We start from the raw sequence: 19950 nt of genomic DNA, 5'->3' as shown, positions 1-19950 counted from the left end.
GGCGTCCTGGGGGCGGCGCTGTCACCATGCCGGGGTGACCGCCACCCTGACGCCCCCGGGCTCCGAGCGCGGGCCGCGCCGCTGGCCCCTGGTGGGGAACCTGCCCGCCTTCGCCCGCGATCCGCTGGCCTTCTTCGAGTCGCTGCGCGACGAGTACGGGGACTGGGTGCCCTGGGCGCTCGGCCCGCAGCGCAACGTCCTGGTCTCACTGCCGGAGCACGCCGGTGAGCTGCTCGGCGCCGTGGAGTCCACCTTCAAGCCGACCGAACTGGGCTGGGCCTTCCGGCAGTTGCTGGGCAACGGAGTGGTCGTGGCCACCGGCGACGACTGGCGGCGCAAGCGGGCGCTGGTCCAGCCCTCGGTGCGGCCGCGCCAAGTGCGCGCGTACGCGGGCACAATGGTGGAGTGCGCCGACGCACTGGTCTCCGGCTGGAGCGACGGCGCGCGGATCGACGTGCACCGGGAAATGGCCGGGCTCACCCAACGCATCGCGGTGCGCACCCTGTTCGGGAGCGATGCCGCCGGCCGGGAGGCGCCCATCAGTGCGGCCATGGCCACCGCGCAGCGCGAACTCGGCGCCGAGTTCCGGGGCGTGACGATGTTCCTGCCGCCCTGGGTGCAGACGCCCGGACGGCGCCGGATGCGCGCTGCCGTGGACGTCCTCGACCGCGAGATCGAGCACGTCATACGGGAGCACGAGGCGGCCTCGGCGGCAGGCCAGGAGCGGGACGACCTCCTCAGCAGGCTCCTCTCCGCCCGCGACGAGGACGGCGGGCCGCTGTCGCGCACGGAGCTGCGGGACGAGTCGATCACCCTGTACATCGGCGGCCACGAGACCACGTCGACCACCCTGACCTGGGCCTGGCAACTGCTCTCGGGAGCACGGGAGGCCCGCGAACGGCTGACGGAGGAGCTGGACCGGGTGCTCGGCGGCCGGCTGCCGACCTACGAGGACTACGCGCGGCTGCCCTGGACCCAGCAGGTGGTCAAGGAAGCGCTGCGGATCTACCCGCCGATCTGGCTGATCTCCGCGGTGGCCGGGGAAGGCGCCACGCTCGGCGGCCGCCCGGTCCCGGCCGGCCTGTCGGTGTGGATCAGCCCGTGGTCGATGCACCGGGACGAGCGGTGGTTCCCGGAGCCGGAGGCCTTCCGCCCCGAGCGCTGGTCCGCCGACGCGACCGCCGCCCACCAGATCCCGGAACACGCCTGGTTCCCCTTCGGCGGCGGCCCGCGCGCCTGCCTGGGCGCCCGCTTCGCCCTGGTCGAGGCCGCCCTCGTGCTGGCCGTCGTGGCTCAGCGCTTCCACCTGGACAGCGGCCCGACCCTCGCGAGGGTCCTCCCGGGACTCACCCTCCAGCCCAGGGACCCGGTCCTGGCCACCCTCCGCGCGCACCGCTCCTGACCGATCACGTCCCGACGGGAGAGATCGCGATCCCAGAGGTCGAGACGCCATTGACCCGGAGCGGGCGGATGGCTAAGTTTCGCCGCATGTTGCGTCCCGTCATGCTCACCACGCGCGGTCACATCGACCTGCTGCCGGTGGCCTCCGCCGCGTGTTGTCGCGGCTGCTGACGCCCTTTCATCTGTGACACGAGCGCTCCGCGCTCTCTTTCGCACGCCCTGAGCCTCCGATCCCCCGAGTCGCCCGTTCCCTGAGTCCCGGTCCTCCGCGGCTCAGGTACTCGGCTGCTCCGGATCTGCGCGGCTCCGGATCCCCGACCTCCGCGGCCCCCGCACTCCGCGTCCGTACCGGCGTGGGGGCCGACGGACGTGGGGGCCGACGGGCATGCGCTTCCTCCCGCCCCGCCCCTCGCCCTCCCCTTCCGTTTCCGTGGAGCACCCATGACCCTGACCAGCCATGTGCGGCCGGATATATCGCCCAAAACGCCATCCGTGCACCCGGCCGGCAGCGCCCCCGTACTCGTGCCGGTGGTACCCGCCTCAGCGAAACGGCGCTCTCCGCCCCGCTGGGCACGGCGCACCATCGGGCCGCTCCTGCTGCTCGCCGCATGGCAACTGACCAGCAGTCTGGGCTGGCTGCCCGCCGATGTGCTCGCCCCGCCCTCGACCATCGCGAGCGCCGCCGCCGGCCTGATCGGGGACGGCACCCTGCCCGCCGCGATGGGGGTGTCGCTCCAGCGGGTGGCGATCGGGCTCGTCCTCGGCGGGGCGGTGGGTACGGTGCTGGCGCTGCTGTCGGGGCTCTCCCGGCTGGGCGAGGACCTGATCGACGCGAGCGTGCAGATGCTGCGCACCGTGCCCTGGGTGGGCCTCATCCCGCTGTTCATCATCTGGATGGGCATCGGGGAGGCGCCGAAGGTGGCGCTCATCGCCCTCGGCACGGCCTTCCACCTGTACCTGAACGTGTACGCCGGGATCCGCGGGGTCGACGAGCAACTCATCGAAGCGGGCGGGGCCTTGGGGCTGGGCCGCTGGGGACTGGTGCGGCACGTGGTGCGGCCGGGCGCGCTGCCCGGGTTCATGACCGGGCTGCGCTACTCCCTCGCCACCGGCTGGCTGGCCCTGGTGTTCGGGGAGTCCATCAACGCCGACGCCGGCATCGGGTTCCTGATGAACCAGGCCCGTGAGTTCTTCCGCACCGACGTCATCGTCGTCTGCCTCGTCGTCTACGCCTTCCTCGGCCTCACCGCCGACCTCATCGTCCGCGCTCTCGAAAGGCTGCTGCTGCAATGGCGACCGACCTTCACCGGCCAGTGACCGCTGCCGCCACCGCCGTCACGGCCACCGTCACCACCGCCACGGCGGAGCCGGCCGATACTGCGGTACGGGTCCGGGGGCTGACCCGGTCCTTCGACGGCCGGGCCGTCATCGACGGGCTCGATCTGACGCTGCGGGCCGGGGAGTTCACCGTGCTCCTCGGCCGCAGCGGCTGCGGGAAGTCCACGCTGCTGCGGGTGCTCGCCGGCCTGGACCGGGAGATCGAGGGCGAGGTCCTGGTGCCCGAGCGCCGGGCGGTGGCCTTCCAGGCTCCCCGGCTGATGCCCTGGAAGCGGGTCTGGCGCAACGTGCTGCTCGGTCTGCCCGGGCGCCCCGAACGCGAGCGTGCGGAGCGGGCGTTGGCCGAGGTCGGGTTGGAGCACCGCACCGACGCCTGGCCCAAGACCCTGTCCGGCGGCGAGGCCCAGCGGGCCTCCCTGGCCCGCGCCCTGGTCCGCGAGCCCGATCTGCTGCTGCTGGACGAGCCGTTCGGCGCGCTCGACGCGCTGACCCGGATCAACGCCCAGCGACTGGTCGCCGAGCTGTGGCAGCGGCGCGGCTGCGCCGTGCTGCTGGTCACGCACGACGTCGACGAGGCGGTGCTGCTGGCCGACCGCGTGCTCGTGATGGACGAGGGCCGCATCGCCCACGACACCGACGTCGCGCCGGAGCGGCCTCGCTCGGTCGGCGACCCCGGTTTCGCCGCGCTGCGCGCCCGGCTGCTGGCCGAGCTCGGCGTCGGCTGAGCTCCGACCGGTCCCCTCTGCTTCCCCTGCCCTGGTTCCCGTACGAGAGATCGAAGAGAAGCGACATGAGACGTCACACCCTGCCCCTGCTCGCCGCGGTGCTTCCGCTGTCGCTGGTCCTGACCGCCTGCGGCGGCAGTTCGGCCGCCGACACCGGCGCGGGCACGAAGGACGGCGCCAAGAGCGGCACCAAGGTCACCCTCAACGTGGGTGACCAGAAGGGCGGTTTCGAGTCGCTGCTGCGGGCCGCCGGTGAACTGGACAAGCTCGACTACGAGATCAAGTGGTCCACCTTCACCTCCGGCCCCCCGCTGCTGGAGGCCGTCAACGCCAAGGCCGTCGACATCGGCGGCGTCGGCAACACCCCGCCCGTCTTCGCCGCCGCGGCCAAGTCGAAGATCACGGTCGTGGGCGCCACGCACGGTTCCTCCGCTGGTGAGGCGATCCTCGTGCCCAAGGACTCCACCCTCCAGTCCCCCGCCGACCTGCGCGGCAAGAAGGTCGCGGTGGCGCAGGGCAGTTCGGCGCACTTCCAGCTCATCGCGAGCCTCCAGCAGGCCGGCCTGACCCCGGCCGACGTGCAGATCACCCTGCTCCAGGCGGCCGACGCACTGGCCGCCTTCAACAGCGGCAAGGTCGACGCCTGGGCGGTCTGGGACCCGTACACCTCCCAGGTGCTGCGCTCCGGCGCCCGCGTCCTGACCAGCGGTGAGGGGATCGCCAACGGGCTCGGCTTCCAGGTGGCGGCGCCCGGCGCCCTGGCCGACGAGGCCAAGAGCAAGGCCATCGGGGACTACCTCCAGCGCCTCCAGCGCGCCCAGGACTGGGTGTTCAAGCACCCGGAGGAGTGGGCCAAGGTCTAGTCGAAGGAGACCGGGCTGCCGTACGAGGTGGCCTTCGACGCGGTGAAGCGCAGCAACGGCACCCGGGTTCCGGTGGCCGTGGACGACGCGGCCGTGGCCTCCGAGCAGAAGATCGCCGACACCTTCGCCGAGCTGAAGCTGATCCCGGGCAAGGTCGCCTTCAAGGACTTCGTCGACACCCGCTTCAACCGGGACCTGCCGCCCTCCACCACCGCCCCCCGCACATACGGGAAGGAATCCTGATGACGGTACGACTGCACTGGTTCCTGCCGACCGGCGGCGACGGCCGCACCCTGGTCGACCGGCACGCCTACGCCAACAACCATGCCGCCGCCGGGGTGCGCGAGCCCGACATCGAGTACCTCGCGCAGATCGCGAAGGCGGCCGAGCGGCTCGGCTTCGAGGCGGTGCTGACCCCGACCGGCACCTGGTGCGAGGACGCCTGGCTGACGACGGTGGCGCTCGCGCAGCACACCGAGCGGCTGAAGTTCCTGGTGGCCTTCCGGCCGGGGGTGATCTCACCGACGCTGGCCGCGCAGATGGCGGCGACGTACCAGCGGATCACGCGCGGCCGGCTGCTGCTGAACGTGGTGACGGGCGGCGACTCGGCGGAGCAGCGCCGGTTCGGCGACCACCTCGGCCACGATCTGCGCTACGCGCGCACGGCCGAGTTCCTCTCGGTCGTCCGCGGCGTCTGGGGCGGGCAGCCCTTCGACTTCCACGGTGACCACTACCGGATCGACGGCGGGCTGACCGCGGTGCCGCCGGACCCGCTGCCGGAGATCTTCTTCGGCGGGTCCTCGGCGGCGGCCGGTCCGGTGGCCGCCGAGCACGCGGACGTGTACCTGACGTGGGGAGAGCGGCCGCAGGAGGTGAAGGAGAAGATCGACTGGATCCGTTCGCTGGCCGAGGAGCGGGGCCGGACGGTGAAGTTCGGCATCCGGCTGCACACCATCTCCCGGGATTCGGCGAAGGAGGCCTGGGCGGCGGCGGACCGGCTGCTCGGTGATCTGGACGACGCGTCCATCTCCGCGGCGCAGGCGGCACTGGGCGCGAGCGAGTCGGTCGGCCAGCAGCGGATGCTGGCCCTGCACGGCGGCTCGCGCGACAAGCTGGAGATCTCCCCGAACCTGTGGGCCGGGGTGGGCCTGGTGCGCGGGGGTGCCGGTACGGCCCTGGTCGGGAGCCACGGGGACGTGGCGGACCGGATCGAGGAGTACCACGCGCTCGGGATCGAGAACTTCGTGCTGTCGGGCTATCCGCACCTGGAGGAGGCGTACTGGTTCGGCGAGGGGGTGACGCCGGAGCTCGCGGCGCGCGGCCTGCTCGCGGGCTGAGCCGGGGGGGGCGGGGCCGGGGGCGGGGGCGGGGCCGGGAAGATCTCGGCTTCGCCGCCAGTTGGTAGAACCGTGAACGATTTCGCGGTGCAGGACGTGGTCGTCGTGGGCGCGGGACAGGCGGGACTGTCCGGCGCCTACCACCTGGCGCGGGCGGGCATCCGCCACGTGGTCCTGGACCACGCCCCGCGCCCGGGCGGCGCCTGGCAGTTCCGCTGGCCCTCGCTCACCTACGGCAAGGTCCACGGCATGCACGCCCTGCCCGGGATGGAACTGACGGGCGCCGACCCGCTGCGCCCGTCGTCCGAGGTGATCGCGGAGTACTTCGCGGCCTACGAGGACCGCTTCGACCTGCGCGTACGCCGCCCCGTGGACGTCACCGCCGTACGCGACGGGGCCGACGGCCGGCTACTGGTGGAGTCCCGGTCCGGGACATGGTCGGCGCGGGCGCTGATCAACGCCACCGGAACCTGGGACCGGCCGTTCTGGCCGCGCTACCCGGGACAGGAGCTCTTCCGGGGCCGCCAGCTGCACACCGCGAACTACCCCGGGCCGGGCGAGTTCACCGGAGCCCGGGTCATCGTCGTGGGCGGCGGCACCTCGGCGGTACAGCACCTGCTGGAGATCGCCGAGGTGGCGGCGGAGACCACCTGGGTCACCCGGCGGCCCCCGGTGTTCCGCGACGGGAGCTTCGGCGAGGAGCAGGGCCGTGCGGCGGTGGCCCTGGTGGAGGAACGGGTGCGGCAGGGGCTGCCGCCGCGGAGCGTGGTCAGTGTCACCGGGTTGCCCCTGAACGAGGCGGTCCGCGGCGGGCTGGAGTCGGGCGTCCTGGACCGCCGGCCGATGTTCGATCACCTCACGAGGACGGGGGCCGCCTGGTCGGACGGCAGCCGGGTGGAGGCGGACGTGATCCTGTGGGCCACCGGCTTCCGCCCGGCCATCGACCACCTGGCTCCGCTGCGCCTGCGCGAGCCGGGCGGCGGCATCCGGCTCGACGGCACCCGCGCGGTCCGCGACGAGCGGATCCACCTGGTCGGCTACGGCCCGTCGGCATCGACCATCGGCGCCAACCGCGCCGGCGGCGCCGCGGCCCGCGAAATCCACCGCCTACTCACCCGCACGGGGGCCGGCGTCCGCTGAAGACCACGAGAGCTGCGTGCGCCACCGGCGCCGTCGCTCAGATACTCGACCCGGTGCACCGCCAGGCCGGCCCCGGTGGAGAGTCAGGCCGCGCGGGAGGCCGCGCGGAGGCGGTTGAACTCGGCCACGTGTCGCTTGTGTTCCTCGTACGTCGCGGAGAAGCGGGTGTCTCCCTGCTTCACGGTGACGAAGAAGAGCCAGTCACCGGGTGTAGGGGCCACCGCGGCCGCCATGGCCTGCAGGCCGGGGCTGTCGATCGGGGTGGGCGGCAGGCCCTGGCGTTCGTACGTGTTGAAGGGGCTGTCGATCTTCGTCTCGCTCAGCTTGGTGTCCACCGTGGAACGGTTCAGTGCGTAGTTGATGGTGGAGTCCATCTGGAGCGGCATCGATTTCGCCAGCCGGTTGTGCACCACCCGGGCGACCTTGCCCATGTCCCCGCGGGTTTCGGCCTCCGCCTCGATGATGCTCGCGAGGGTGGCCGTCTGGTACGGGGTCATCCCGTGGGCCTTGCCGCCGTCCGCCACGGCCTTGGTGGCGAGGCTCTTGTTGGCCGTCTCGACCATGTAGGTGAGCAGTGAGGCCGGGGTGGACTGCGAGGTCACCGGATAGGTGGCCGGGAAGAGGTACCCCTCCGGGTTGCCCTTCGCCTCGGCGGGCAGGGGCAGAGCGGTCGAGGCGACCGCGGCCTTGGCGGAGCCGGCCGGGAGCTTCAGTTCGCGGTCGATGGCGGCGTAGACCTGTGCGGCCCGCCAGCCCTCGGGGATCAGCAACGGGCGCGGCTTCTCGGGCGCCCGCTCCCCGGGAAACAGGGGGATCAGGAGGGCTGCCCCGAGTCCCAGTACGGTTCCGAGGAAGAGCGCCAGCCTGCCCCGGCGGGTGAGCCGGGAACGGCGCGGTGACGGCGGCCGGTTCTCATGACGCATGCGGGCACGCTAACCCGCGAATCGCCGGATTCCCGACATCTCACCCGTGCGCCGGTCATACGATCACACGTTCACCGGGGTCGGCTCGGTGCCGCGCAGGGTGTCCGGCTTGAACGTCCCGGGCTTGAGCAGATCCGCCTTGCGCATCTCGGAACCGAGCTCCCCGAGGAGCCCGCCGGACGCCGGAGCCTCCGGCTTGAGCGCACTCTCCCGGTCGCGGCGGACGAGCGCGGCGTACCGGCCGTCGGCCTGCAGCAGCTCCTCGTGGGTGCCGCGCTCCGCAATCCGGCCTCCGTCGAGCACCACGATCTGGTCGGCGTCGCGGACGGTGGAGAGGCGGTGGGCGATGGTGATGGTGGTGCGACCCTGGGAGAGGTTGTCGATGGCACGCTGCACGGCGTGCTCGGTGCGGGTGTCCAGCGCGCTGGTGGCCTCGTCGAGGATCAGCACCGGCGGATCGCGCAGGATGGTGCGCGCGATGGCCAGGCGCTGCTTCTCTCCGCCGGAGAACCGGTAGCCGCGCTCGCCGACCAGGGTGTCGTACCCGTCGGGCAGGGACTCGATGTGGTCGTGGATCTGGGCCGCGCGGGCCGCCTCCACTATCTCCTCGTCGGTGGCGTCCGGCTTGGCGAAGCGCAGGTTGTCGGCGACGGAGGCGTGGAAGAGGTAGGTCTCCTGGGAGACCACGCCGATGGAGCGGGCCAGGGAGTCGAAGTCGAGGTCGCGCACGTCCACGCCGTCGAGGGCGACCCGGCCGCCGGTGACGTCGTAGAGCCGGGGCACGAGGTAGCTCAGGGTGCTCTTGCCGGATCCGGTCGGGCCGACCACCGCGAGGGAACCGCCGGCCGGGACCGTGATGTCGATGCCCGTCAGGGTGGGGCCGCTCTTGGCGTCGTAGGCGAAGTGGACGTCCTCCAGGCGGACCTCGCCCTTGGCGCGGTCGAGGCGGACGGGGTCCTCGCGCTCGGTGATGTCCACCGGCAGGTCGAGGTACTCGAAGATGCGGGCGAAGAGCGCCAGGGAGGTCTGGATCTGGACGCCGGTCGACAACAGGCTCACGGCGGGCCGGAACAGGCCCTGCTGGAGGGTGACGAAGGCGACGAGGGTGCCGACCGAGAGCGACGGGGCTCCGGTCTGCAGGGCTATGCCGGCGGCCCAGTAGATGAGCGCGGGCATGGCGGCCATGACGATGCCGATGGTGGACATCCGCCAGCGCCCGGCCATGCTGGAGCGCACTTCGAGGTCGACGAGCTTCTCGGACTCCTCCGCGAAGGAGGTGGTGAGCGAATCGGCGCGGCCCATCGTGCGGCCGAGCAGGATGCCGCTGACCGACAGGGACTCGGTGACCGTCGCGGCCATCGCGGCCATCTGCTTCTGGCGCTGCGCGGTGATCTTCTTGCGCTCGCCGCCGACGCGGCGGCTGATCCACACGAAGACGGGCAGCAGGGCGAGCGAGACGAGCGTGAGCCGCCAGTCGAGCGCGAGCATCGCGACGACGGAGGCGATGACGGCCGTCGCGTTCGAGACGAGGGAGGTCGCCGTGGAGGTGACCGTGGCCTGCATGCCGCCGATGTCATTGGCGATGCGTGACTGCACCTCGCCGGTGCGCGTACGGGTGAAGAAGGCCAGCGGCATCCGCTGGAGCTGTGCGTAGACGGCGGTGCGCAGATCGTGCATGACGCGCTGGCCGACGGTGGTGGATATCAGGGTCTGGAGCACGCCGAAGATGCTGGTGACGACCGCGGTCGCGATCATGCCGAGGGCGAGCAGGCTGAGCAGCCCGGTGCGGCCCTGCGGGATCGCGACGTCGAGGACCTCCTTCAGCAGGAAGGGGGTGGCGACGCCGACCAGCGAGGAGGCGGCGACGAGGATGCCGACGACGGCGAGGCGGCCCCGGTAGGGCCGGAAGAGACCGACGATGCGGCGCAGCTCGCGCGGCCGCTCGTCCGGCGCGGGGCCGCGCGGGTCGAGGGATTCTTTCGAGGGTTCCCACTCGGGTTCTTTGGGGCGCATGGGCCTCCTTCATGACAGGTGACGAGACTCGAATGAGCATAGCTCATTGTTACCTATGCTCACAATGAATCTGGTCCTGATATCGTTCCCATTATGAGGACCGCAGCATGAGCACCGCTTCCGAGACCGACAGCAGCCAGGGCGCCGGCGGCACCGACAGCGCCGACACGACCGACGGCGTGCTCGCCGAGCAACTGCTCCGCCTGACCCGGCGACTCCACCGCATCCAGAAGCGCCATCTGGAGCCGCTCGGCATCACCCCGGCCCAGTCCCGGCTGCTGCGCACCGTCGCCCACCTCTCCACGGTGCGGCCGCCCCGGATGGCGGACCTCGCCGCCCGCCTGGAAGTCGTGCCCCGTGCCGTCACCACACTGGTCGACGGCCTGGAGAGCGCCGACTGCGTCCGCCGCGTGCCCGACCCGGCGAACCGCCGTGTCATAAGGATCGAGCTCACCGACACCGGCCGCGCCACGCTGCGCCGCCTGCGCAACGCGCGAACCGGAGCCGCAGAGGAGATCCTGGCTCCATTGACCGCCGATCAGCGCGAGGTGCTCGGCGGTCTGCTGAACGCTCTGGCGGACGCTCCGGCGGAGCACGGCTGCTGACGGGCGACGGTCCGACCGGGACCGGGCCGGGGCTGCGCCGAACGAGTGAGATCGACTGAGTCGGATCGATCGACCGAGCGGGTTCGACCGACACGGCGCGAGTTGAGGGGCTGCAGATGCCACTGCTGGAACCGAAGCCGGGGGCCCTGCGCCCGCGCACCCTCAGCGGCCCCGCCCCCGACCGGGTGCCCGACCGCGCCTCGACGGGCACACCCGAGCCGCTGCGGCGCGAGCTGGCCGAACTGCTGGGGGCCGACAAGGTGCTCTCGGGCATCTCCGACCTGGTCCGCTACGCCTCCGACGCCTCCCCGTACCGGTTCCTGCCGCAGGTCGTCGTGATCGCCGAGGACATCGACGACGTCTCCGCCGTGCTGTCCTACGCCCACGGCAAGCAGCGCGAGGTGGTCTTCCGGGCCGCCGGGACCTCGCTCAACGGCCAGGCCCAGGGCGAGGACATCCTCGTCGACGTCCGCCGCCACTGGGCCGGGGTCGAGGTGCTCGAGGAGGGCCTGCGGGCCCGGATCCAGCCCGGCACCACGGTCCTGCGCGCCAATGCCGCGCTCGCCCGGCACGGCCGGATCCTCGGCCCGGACCCGGCCAGCGCCATCGCCTGCACCCTCGGCGGAGTCGTCGCGAACAACGCCTCGGGCATGACCGCGGGCACCACGAGGAACTCGTACCGCACCCTGTCCTCCCTCACCTTCGTGCTGCCGAGCGGCACCGTGGTGGACACCGCCGATCCGCTCGCCGACGAGGAGCTGGAGCACGCCGAGCCCGCCCTGTGCCACGGCCTGATGGAGATCAAGAAGGAGATCGAGGCCGATCCGGAGCTCGTCGCCCGCATCCGGGCCAAGTACGAGATCAAGAACACCACCGGCTACCGCCTCGACGCCTACCTCGACGGCGCCACCCCGGTGGAGATCCTGCGCGGGCTGATGGTCGGCTCCGAAGGCACGCTCGGGTTCATCGCCGAGGTCGTCTTCGACACGCTGCCGCTGGACCGCGAGCTCACCAGCGCCCTGCTCTTCTTCCCCTCGCTGCCCGCCGCGGCCGCCGCCGTACCGCTCTTCAACGAGGCCGGGGCGCTGGCCGTCGAGCTGATGGACGGCAACACCCTGCGCGCCTCGGTGAGCGTCTCGGGCGTCCCCGCCGACTGGGCCGGGCTGCCCAAGGACACCACCGCGCTGCTGGTGGAGTTCCGGGCCCCCGACGAGGCCGGCCGCGCGGAGTACGAGCGGCGGGCCGCCGAGGTGCTGGCCGGGCTGGACCTGGTGACCCCCGTGGCCTCGGTGACCAATGCCTTCACTCGCGACGCCAAGACCATCTCCGGCTACTGGAAGGCCCGCAAGGCCTTCGTCACCGCCGTCGGCGGCGCCCGCGCCTCCGGCACCACCCTGATCACCGAGGACTTCGCGGTCCCCCCGTCCCGGCTGGCCGAGGCCTGCGAGGCCCTCCTCGAACTCCAGGCGGAGCACGGCTTCGACGCGGCCGTCGCCGGGCACGCCGCCCACGGCAACCTGCACTTCCTGCTCGCCTTCGACGCCGCCCGGCCCGCGGACGTGGAGCGGTACGCCGCGTTCATGGATGCCTTCTGCCGGCTCACCGTGGAGCGCTTCGACGGCTCGCTGAAGGCCGAGCACTCCACCGGCCGCAACATGGCCCCCTTCCTGGAACTGGAGTGGGGACCCCGGGCCACCGAGATGATGTGGCGGACCAAGCGGGTCGTCGACCCGGACCTGGTGCTCGCCCCGCGGATCCTCCTGGACCGCGATCCCCAGGCGCACCTGCGCGGCCTCAAGACGATCCCGCAGGTGGAGGCCGTCGCCGACCCCTGCATCGAGTGCGGGTTCTGCGAACCGACCTGCCCCAGCGAGGACCTGACGACCACCCCGCGCCAGCGGATCGTGCTGCGCCGGGAGATGATGCGCCAGCAGCCCGGCTCCCCCGTGCTCGACGGTCTGCTCGACGCCTACGGGTACGACGCCGTGGACACCTGCGCCGGCGACTCCACCTGCAAGCTCGCCTGCCCCGTGGGCATCGACACCGGCGCCCTGATGAAGGACTTCCGCCACCGCCGGCACAGCCCGCGCGAGGAGCGCGCGGCCGAACTCGCCGCTCTGCGGTTCGGCGCCGTGGAAGGGGCCGCGCGGCTGGCCGTGGCCGCCGCCGACAAGATCACCGACGTCGTCGGGGACGGGATGCTGGAGGCCGTGACGGGGGCCGCGCGCAGGATCGTACGGCCCGACCTGGTCCCGGAGTGGCTGCCGCAGGTCCCCGGCGCCGCGGCCCGCAAACTGCCCGCCACCCGGCGCGGGGGCGCCGCCGCGGTCTACTACCCGGCCTGCGTCAACCGGATCTTCGGCGGTCCCGACGGCGCCTCCGGGCCCTCCCTGCCCGAGGCCGTGGTGGCGGTGTCGGAGCGGGCGGGCAGGCCGGTGTGGATCCCCGGGGACGTCCGGGGCACCTGCTGCGCGACCATCTGGCACTCCAAGGGGTACGACGCCGGCAACCGCGTGATGGCCAACCGCATCGTGGAGGCCGCCTGGGGCTGGACGGCCGGCGGGCGACTGCCGCTCGTGGTCGACGCGTCCTCCTGCACCCTGGGCATCGCCCACGAGGTGGTCCCGTACCTGACGGACGACAACCGCTCGCTCCACGCCGAGCTGCGGATCGTCGACTCCATCGTCTGGGCGGCCGAGGAGCTCCTGCCGCACCTGGAGGTCCGGCGCACGGTGGGCTCGGCGGTGCTCCACCCCACCTGTTCGATGCGGCACCTCGACGACGAGGCACACCTGCGGACGGTGGCCGAGGCCTGCGCCGACGAGGTGGTGGTCCCGTACGACACGGGCTGCTGCGCCTTCGCGGGCGACCGCGGCATGCTGCACCCGGAGCTGACGGAGTCGGCGACGGCAGGCGAGGCCGCCGAGGTGACGGCGCGGCAGTTCGACGCCCACCTGTCGGCGAACCGGATGTGCGAGGTGGGCATGGACCGGGCCACGGGCCGCAGCTACTACTCGGCGCTGCTGGAACTGGAGCGCGCCACCCGGCCCTAGGGCGTCCGGCCTGTCGTGCCGAGGTCAGACCACGCTCACCGGGTGGCGCACCACCGCGTCGAACAGGTAGCCCTGCGTGTTGTGGGCCGTGGTGGCCGGCTGGGTCCGTCCGGTGGTGTCGGTGGCCCGTGCCAGCAGCGCGGCCGGGCCGGTGGCCCGCGGGGTCCACGGCACTGACCAGCGCACCCAGCTGCCCCGGCGCGGGACGTCGTGCAGCCGGGCCCGCTGCCAGTGGTCCCCGCCGTCGGTACTGACCTCCACCCGGTGCACGGGCGCCGCACCCGACCACGAGCGCCCGGTCAGCAGCCGCGTCCGGCGGACGGGCACGGTCGCACCCGGCTCCAGCTCGAAGGCGCTCTTGATGGTCTGGCGGGTCAGCGGGGCGCTGCCCTCCGGCGGTTGGCCGGGCCCGAACAGCCGGTACAGGTCGGTGTTCCACGGTGTGTAGAGGGGCTGTCCGCTCACCTCGATGTCCCCGACCCACTTGATCGAGGAGATCCCGATCCAGTTCGTCACGACCACGCGGACCGGACCGCCGTGGTCGGGCGGCAGCGGCTCGCCGTTCATCTCGTACGCGAGGATCACGTCGTCGAGGGCCTTGGAGACGGGCAGCGGGCGCCGCACCCGGCCCAGGTTCACCCCGTTCGTGACGACCTCGTCGTCCAGCCCGCGGGGCAGCACGTCCACGGCCCCGCGGGTCAGGCCCGCCTGCCTCAGGACATCGGACAGCCGGGCACCGCGCCAGCGGGCCACACCGATCGCGCCGAGGGTCCACGCGGTCCCGCTCACCTGCTGGCCCTGCTGGGTGGTGTAGAAGCTGCGGCCGTTGCCCGCGCACTCGATGAACAGGGTCCGCTCGACCGCCGGCAGCGCGCGCAGCCGGTCGTAGGAGAACTCCACCGGCCCGCCGGACAGGGCGTCACCCCACACCGTCAACCGCCAGTCGTTCGCGTCGAGGCGCGGGGTGACGGTGTGGTTGCGTACGAAGAACCGGTCGAGGGGGGTCAAGTGGCCCGTGCCGCGCAGGGCGGCGAAGTTGGTCTCCGCGTTGGTGCCCCGGATGGTGAACAGCTCGGGCGGCAGCGGCTTCACGGTCCCGGGCAGCGCGGCAGCCGCGGCGGTTCCGGCGGCGCCCAGGCCCAGGGAGCCGGCCGCTGCTCCCGCCGCGAAGAGTTTGAGCAGGTCTCGGCGGTCCACCCCGGCGGAGCGGGCGCGGTCGCGCGCCCACTGCCTCAGGCGCACGCGGTCGTACTGGCTCTCGTCCGACAGGTCGAGGGGCATGGCGGGGCACTCCTTGGTCGTGATTCCCGACGGACCGTAGAAGCCCGGCCCCACCTGCGGGAACCTCCTCGTCCCGATGGCCACGAACCTGCAACACGGCCGCAATGACGGCCGGTTCACGCATCAGCGGTCGGCGTCCAGTTGCCAGAACAGCCGGTTTCCCAGGCATTGCGTCAGGTAGGGGACGCCGTCGGTGTAGCCCGAACCGTGGGCGTCGCCGAGCATCCGTGCGGCCAGACCGCGATGCGCCGCCTTCCACCGCTGGTGCCCACGCTCCAGACGGCTGATCGCCACGTCGAGGCGGTTCCACCGCGCCCGGTCGACACCCCCCTCGTTCCGGAGATCGAGGTACGCCCGGGTGACGGTGTCGTGGCCGGGATCTTGCACCTCGGCCCGTACGGCGGGCACGCTCGTGAATGCGGACGACTCCAGGCGCGGTACGGGCGGAACGCCGCACAGGCTCTCGAACCGTTTGTACTGTTCGGACTGAATGGCGCTGGCACCCTGGGTGTACTGCCGGAAGGCGGAGAACTGTTCCGCCCTCATCGTGGCCACGACGCGGAAGAGCGTCGCGGCCCGCTCGAACATCGCCACCGCGTGGTCCACCGGCTCCACGGCCCCTTCGGGATTCCCTCCGCGCAGCGCCCCGATCGCCTTCTTCATGGCTGCCGATAGTGCGGTGAAATGCATTTCATGGGTCTGGAGGACGCGGATGAAGAAGTATTCGTCGTGAACGACGGACACGGGCTGGACGGTGACGTCGAACCACCGGGCGCCATCCGTCGCCGGCGGCCGGGGCAGGCGATCGGCAAGACCTTCGAGGCCGGACCGTGGAGCGTGCGCGAGCCGCGACGGAAGGTCGTCGGCCTCCGGCCGATCGAGCCCCGTCACGAGTCGCAGGGCATGCCTCAACCGCGTGCTCAGCGTCGGCGCATCCGGCCGGTCCCGCCCGGGGCCCACGGGCGACCCTGCTGCCGCCTCGATCTCGAAACGAACCACGTCGGCCATCAGCAGGGTCGACATCCGGTCCGCGCTCGGCGCGTCGTGCCGGTCGTCCATGAGGAGTTCCAGGACCGGTAGCGCGAGGTAGGTCCGGTTCTGGAAACGTCCCTCGTGTTTGTCGAGGGCGCACTCGAGAAAAGCGCTGAGGAACGGGCGGTTCACCCCGTGCCGTCGCCCGATGTCGCTCAAGCGAAGGAGCGTTTCGTTCGAAAGGAAATGCTTCCCTGTACGCCGCACCTGTTCCGTAACGGACCGGGCGAGCGAGATGCCGTCGCATTCCTCCGGAATTCGGCCGGCGGCCGCCCAGCGCGTGATCTCGGGGTGTGTCGCCATGCGTCTCTCCCAAGCCGTCGTGCGGAGTGAAGGGTCGCTTTCCACTAGGCATGATCGAAAGACCGCACGTCATGTCTCGGGAATTCGTGGCTTGACAACGGACACCGAACCCGCTGCGACGCGCCCGGCCGCCGGGTGCGCAGACCCTGCTGCGAAGAGCTGCGGCCAACGGAAAATCGATTGCCCCGGACCGGTCCGGAACGCGAACCTTGCACGGTTTGGAACACTCGACCAGTCATGGGGCGTCATGCAGATCAGCGATCTTCCGTATCCGGACCCAGGGGTACCCGACGCTCGCTCCGGCCCCCGCTTCCTCTGGTGGCTGGGGCGGGGCCAACTCGGCGGACAGGCCAAAAGCCTGTGCTGGGGGCTCCTGCACTTCGGCGGCATCGCGGGGCTGCCGTACACCGTGGGCCTGGGCATCGACGCGGTCGTGGACCGCGACGGCTCCCGGCTGCTGTGGGTCGGCGGCCTGATCGCGCTGCTCGGCGTCGCGATCTCGGTCGGCGACGCGATGCTGCACCGCACGGCCGTCACCAACTGGATCACCGCCGCCGCCCGGGTCCAGCAGCTGCTCGCCCGCAAGACCGCCGAGCTCGGTTCCGCCCTGACCCGGCGGGTCGCGGCGGGCGAGGTGGTGGCCGTGTCCACGGGCGACGTGGAGAAGATCGGCTGGTTCGTCGAGGCGGTCTCCCGCTTCCTGGCCGCCGCCCTGACCCTGGCCATCGGCTGTGTCGTCCTGCTGTTCTACGCGCCCACGATCGGCGTGGTCGTGGCCATCGGCATGCCGGTGCTCGCCCTGGCCGTCCTGCCGCTGCTGCCGCGCGCCACCCGACGCGCCGACGTGCAGCGGGAGAAGGCGGGCAAGGCCACCGAACTGGCCTCGGACACCGTGGCGGGACTGCGGGTGCTGCGCGGCATCGGCGGCGAGGAACTCTTCCTCGGCCGCTACCGCGAGGCCTCGCAGCAGGTCCGCGAGGCAGCGGTGCACAGTGCCCGGATGTGGGCGCTGATCTCCGCGATCCAGGTGCTGCTGCCGGGCGCGTTGCTGGTCACGGTGGTCTGGTACGGGTCCGCGCTCGTCCTGGACGGCCGGCTGGACGTCGGGGAACTCGTCGCCGCCTTCAGCGCGGTGGCGACCATGCTCTACCCGCTGCGGCACTTCGAGGAGATCGCCATGGCGTACTCCTTCTCCCGCCCCTCCGCCAAACGGGCCGCCCGGGTGCTGTCGCTGACCCGGAGCGGCGCACAGGCGGAGGCCGGTCCGGAGGCGGAGGCCGGTCCGGAGGCGGAGGCCGGTCCGGAGGAGAAGCGTGCGGAGCCGGTCGTCGCCACCGAGGCGGTGCGGGCCCCGGCCCCCGGCGGAGACCTGTACGACCCGGAGACCGGGCTGCTGGTCCCCGCGGGCCGGTTCACCGCCGTGGTCTGCGGTGACCCCGACCTGGCGGGCCGGCTCGCCGAGCGCCTGGGCGGGCACCCGATGGACGCAGCGACCGGGCCCTCCGTCCTCCTGGGCGGGGTCGCGCTGGACGAGCTCGCGCTCGGCACCGCGCGCACGCTGGTCCTCGTACAGGACAAGGATCCGGTCCTGCTGTCCGGGACGCTGCGCGAGCTGTTCGACGTACCGGCGTCCGGAGCGGTCGCACCGTCCGCGGCGCTCGCGGCGGCCCAGTGCGCGGACGTGCTGGACGCCCTGCTGCAGTCCGCCCCGGACGGGGTGGACGACCCGATGGACGCCCGGATCACCGAGCGCGGCCGCTCGCTGTCCGGCGGGCAGCGCCAGCGGCTGGCGCTGGCGCGGTCCCTGGTGACCGACCCGGAGGTGCTGGTGCTGGACGAGCCGACCTCGGCGGTCGACTCGCACACCGAGGCCCGGATCGCGGAGGGGATCTCGGCGCTGCGCTCCGGTCGCACGACGGTGGTACTGGCTTCCTCGCCGCTGCTGCTGGACCGCGCCGACCGGGTCGTCCTGATCCACGAGGGCAAGGCGGCGGCGAGCGGCACGCACCTCGAGCTGCTGCACGGCGACCCGCGCTACCGGGCGGTCGTCACCCGCGAGACCGAGGAAGAACAGCGGACCGGGGAAGAACAGCGGCTCCCGCGGCTGGAATCCGTACTGACAGAGATCGAGGAATCCGCATGATCGGCGTGGCGCCGCCGGACTACGATCCGGCCGCCCCGGAAACGGCCGCGACCCTGCCCGTGGGCAGCTCCGCGACGGTACGGGGCTACGTGCGCGGCCTGTTCCGCCGCCACCGGCGGGCCTTCCTGGTGCTGGTGGGGGTCAACACGGTCGCGGTGATCGCCTCCATGGTCGGCCCGTACCTGCTGGGCCAGGTCGTGGACCGGCTCTCGGAAGGGGCCCGCGAACTCCACCTGGGCCGGGTGGGGCTGCTGTTCGCCCTGGCGCTCGGCATCCAGACCGTGTTCGTGCGGCTGGTCCGGCTGCGCGGGGCGATGCTCGGCGAGGAGATGCTGGCCGATCTGCGCGAGGACTTCCTCGTGCGGTCGGTGGGCCTGCCGCCGGGCGTGCTGGAGCGTGCGGGAACCGGCGACCTGCTGTCGCGGATCACCACGGACATCGACCGGCTGGCCAACGCGATGCGCGAGGCCGTGCCGCAGCTGGCCATCGGCGTGGTGTGGGCGGGCCTGCTCTACGGGGCGCTCGCGGTGACCGCGCCGCCGCTGGCGCTCGCCGCGCTGGTGGCGCTGCCGGTGCTGGTGGTCGGCTGCCGCTGGTACTTCAAGCGGGCCCCCCGGGCCTACCGCTCCGAGGCGGCCGGGTACGCGGCGGTCGCGGCCGTGCTCACCGAGACGGTGGACGCGGGCCGCACCATCGAGGCGCACCGCCTCGGCGGGCGCCGGATCGAGCTGTCGGAGCGGCGGATCAAGGAGTGGACGGCGTGGGAGCGGTACACGCTGTTCCTGCGGACGGTCCTCTTCCCGGTCGTCAACGTCACCTACGTGACGATCCTCGGCTCGGTGCTGATGATCGGCGGGTACTGCGTGCTCCAGGGCTGGATGTCGGTGGGGCAGCTGACCACGGGCGCCCTGCTGGCGCAGATGATGGTCGACCCGATCGGTCTGATCCTGCGCTGGTACGACGAGTTGCAGATCGCGCAGGTCTCGCTGGCCCGGCTGGTGGGCGTGCGGGAGATCGAGCCCGACGCGGGCGACGCGGGTGTCTCCCCGGACGGCAGGGACGTCCGGGCGGACCAGGTGCACTTCGGGTACCGCGAGGGCGTCGACGTACTGCACCAGGTGTCGATGTCGGTGCCGCCGGGCACCCGGATGGCCCTGGTCGGGCCCTCGGGCGCCGGCAAGTCCACACTGGGCCGGCTCCTGGCGGGCATCTACGCGCCGCGGACCGGCGAGATCACCCTCGGCGGGGCGCAGCTGTCGCGGATGCCCGCGGAACGGGTGCGCGAGCACGTGGCCCTGGTCAACCAGGAGCACCACGTGTTCGTGGGCTCCCTGCGGGACAACCTGCGCCTCGCGCGCACGGAGGCCGGTGACGGCGAGCTGTGGGCGGCGCTCGGCGCCGTCGACGCGGAGGAGTGGGCGCGGGCGCTGGACGCCGGTCTGGACACCGAGGTCGGCTCGGGCTCCGCGGCGCTGACCCCGGCGCAGGCGCAGCAGATCGCGCTGGCGCGGCTGGTGCTGGCCGATCCGCACACGCTGGTGCTGGACGAGGCCACCTCACTGCTGGACCCGCGCGCGGCACGGCACTTGGAGCGCTCGCTGGCCCGGGTGCTGGACGGCCGCACGGTGATCGCGATCGCGCACCGGCTGCACACCGCGCACGACGCGGACGTGATCGCGGTGGTCGAGGGCGGCCGCATCACCGAGCTCGGCTCGCACGACGCGCTGGTGGAGGCCGACGGGGCGTACGCCGCCCTGTGGCGCTCCTGGCACGGCTGATCCGCCGCACCCCGC

Annotated in this window: 13 protein-coding genes and 1 pseudogene; 10 read left to right on the top strand and 4 right to left on the bottom strand. The window is 72.5% G+C overall.

Going from position 1 to position 19950, the window contains the following annotated elements; translation table 11 throughout:
• Positions 1 to 34 precede the first annotated feature (34 nt).
• The 6 genes and pseudogenes from ACE1OC_RS35140 to ACE1OC_RS35115 all read left to right on the top strand — a co-directional run bounded on the left by ACE1OC_RS35140 (position 35) and on the right by ACE1OC_RS35115 (position 6804).
• Entirely contained in the window at positions 35 to 1402 is a 1368-nt protein-coding gene (locus ACE1OC_RS35140; RefSeq protein ID WP_407840374.1) for a cytochrome P450, read from the top strand.
• A gap of 440 nt (positions 1403 to 1842) precedes the next feature.
• Positions 1843 to 2718 carry an ABC transporter permease gene (locus ACE1OC_RS35135; RefSeq protein ID WP_407840373.1) on the top strand — a complete coding sequence of 292 codons (876 nt, stop codon included), beginning with the start codon at positions 1843 to 1845 and terminating at the stop codon, positions 2716 to 2718.
• On the top strand, positions 2691 to 3464 hold the full coding sequence (locus ACE1OC_RS35130) for an ABC transporter ATP-binding protein (RefSeq protein ID WP_407840372.1): 774 nt from the start codon (positions 2691 to 2693) through the stop codon (positions 3462 to 3464). The genes ACE1OC_RS35135 and ACE1OC_RS35130 overlap by 28 nt, the downstream gene beginning before the upstream one ends.
• 65 nt (positions 3465 to 3529) lie before the next feature.
• A pseudogene (locus ACE1OC_RS35125) lies at positions 3530 to 4570 on the top strand (ABC transporter substrate-binding protein).
• Positions 4570 to 5664, top strand: coding sequence for an LLM class flavin-dependent oxidoreductase (locus ACE1OC_RS35120; protein ID WP_407840371.1), 1095 nt, complete (start codon positions 4570 to 4572; stop codon positions 5662 to 5664). The pseudogene ACE1OC_RS35125 and the gene ACE1OC_RS35120 overlap by 1 nt, the downstream one beginning before the upstream one ends.
• A gap of 72 nt (positions 5665 to 5736) precedes the next feature.
• The gene (locus tag ACE1OC_RS35115) at positions 5737 to 6804 is read left to right on the top strand and encodes an FAD-dependent oxidoreductase (protein WP_407840370.1); all 1068 of its coding nucleotides are present in this window, start codon (positions 5737 to 5739) and stop codon (positions 6802 to 6804) included.
• Positions 6805 to 6887: 83 nt separating this feature from the next.
• Here the strand turns inward: ACE1OC_RS35115 and mltG are convergent, their stop codons facing one another.
• Positions 6888 to 7727: an endolytic transglycosylase MltG gene (gene mltG, locus ACE1OC_RS35110; protein ID WP_407840369.1), complete on the bottom strand. Its 840-nt coding sequence runs from the start codon at positions 7725 to 7727 to the stop codon at positions 6888 to 6890.
• A gap of 63 nt (positions 7728 to 7790) precedes the next feature.
• On the bottom strand, positions 7791 to 9740 hold the full coding sequence (locus tag ACE1OC_RS35105; protein ID WP_407840368.1) for an ABC transporter ATP-binding protein: 1950 nt from the start codon (positions 9738 to 9740) through the stop codon (positions 7791 to 7793).
• Between the two features lie 107 nt (positions 9741 to 9847).
• Between ACE1OC_RS35105 and ACE1OC_RS35100 the strand changes: the two genes are divergently transcribed.
• Together ACE1OC_RS35100 and ACE1OC_RS35095 are read left to right on the top strand one after the other, a co-directional pair.
• On the top strand, positions 9848 to 10345 hold the full coding sequence (locus tag ACE1OC_RS35100) for a MarR family winged helix-turn-helix transcriptional regulator (RefSeq protein ID WP_407840367.1): 498 nt from the start codon (positions 9848 to 9850) through the stop codon (positions 10343 to 10345).
• A 116-nt stretch (positions 10346 to 10461) separates the two neighbouring features.
• On the top strand, positions 10462 to 13398 hold the full coding sequence (locus ACE1OC_RS35095) for an FAD-binding and (Fe-S)-binding domain-containing protein (protein ID WP_407840366.1): 2937 nt from the start codon (positions 10462 to 10464) through the stop codon (positions 13396 to 13398).
• Positions 13399 to 13422: 24 nt separating this feature from the next.
• Here the strand turns inward: ACE1OC_RS35095 and ACE1OC_RS35090 are convergent, their stop codons facing one another.
• Both ACE1OC_RS35090 and ACE1OC_RS35085 read right to left on the bottom strand, forming a co-directional pair.
• Entirely contained in the window at positions 13423 to 14679 is a 1257-nt protein-coding gene (locus ACE1OC_RS35090; protein WP_407840365.1) for a sulfite oxidase, read from the bottom strand.
• Between the two features lie 123 nt (positions 14680 to 14802).
• Positions 14803 to 16014: a tryptophan 2,3-dioxygenase family protein gene (locus ACE1OC_RS35085; RefSeq protein WP_407840364.1), complete on the bottom strand. Its 1212-nt coding sequence runs from the start codon at positions 16012 to 16014 to the stop codon at positions 14803 to 14805.
• Positions 16015 to 16261: 247 nt separating this feature from the next.
• On the opposite strand from ACE1OC_RS35085, the gene ACE1OC_RS35080 reads away from it, so the two are divergent.
• Positions 16262 to 18157, top strand: a complete 1896-nt coding sequence (locus ACE1OC_RS35080; protein ID WP_407840363.1) for an ABC transporter transmembrane domain-containing protein — start codon at positions 16262 to 16264, stop codon at positions 18155 to 18157.
• Positions 18154 to 19935, top strand: a complete 1782-nt coding sequence (locus ACE1OC_RS35075) for an ABC transporter ATP-binding protein (protein ID WP_407840362.1) — start codon at positions 18154 to 18156, stop codon at positions 19933 to 19935. The genes ACE1OC_RS35080 and ACE1OC_RS35075 overlap by 4 nt, the downstream gene beginning before the upstream one ends.
• Positions 19936 to 19950 lie beyond the last annotated feature (15 nt).

It is taken from the genome of Streptomyces stoeckheimensis (assembly GCF_045822005.1).
Classification (GTDB): Bacteria; Actinomycetota; Actinomycetes; order Streptomycetales; family Streptomycetaceae; genus Streptomyces; species Streptomyces stoeckheimensis.
This window is presented reverse-complemented; position numbering and strand designations above follow the sequence as displayed.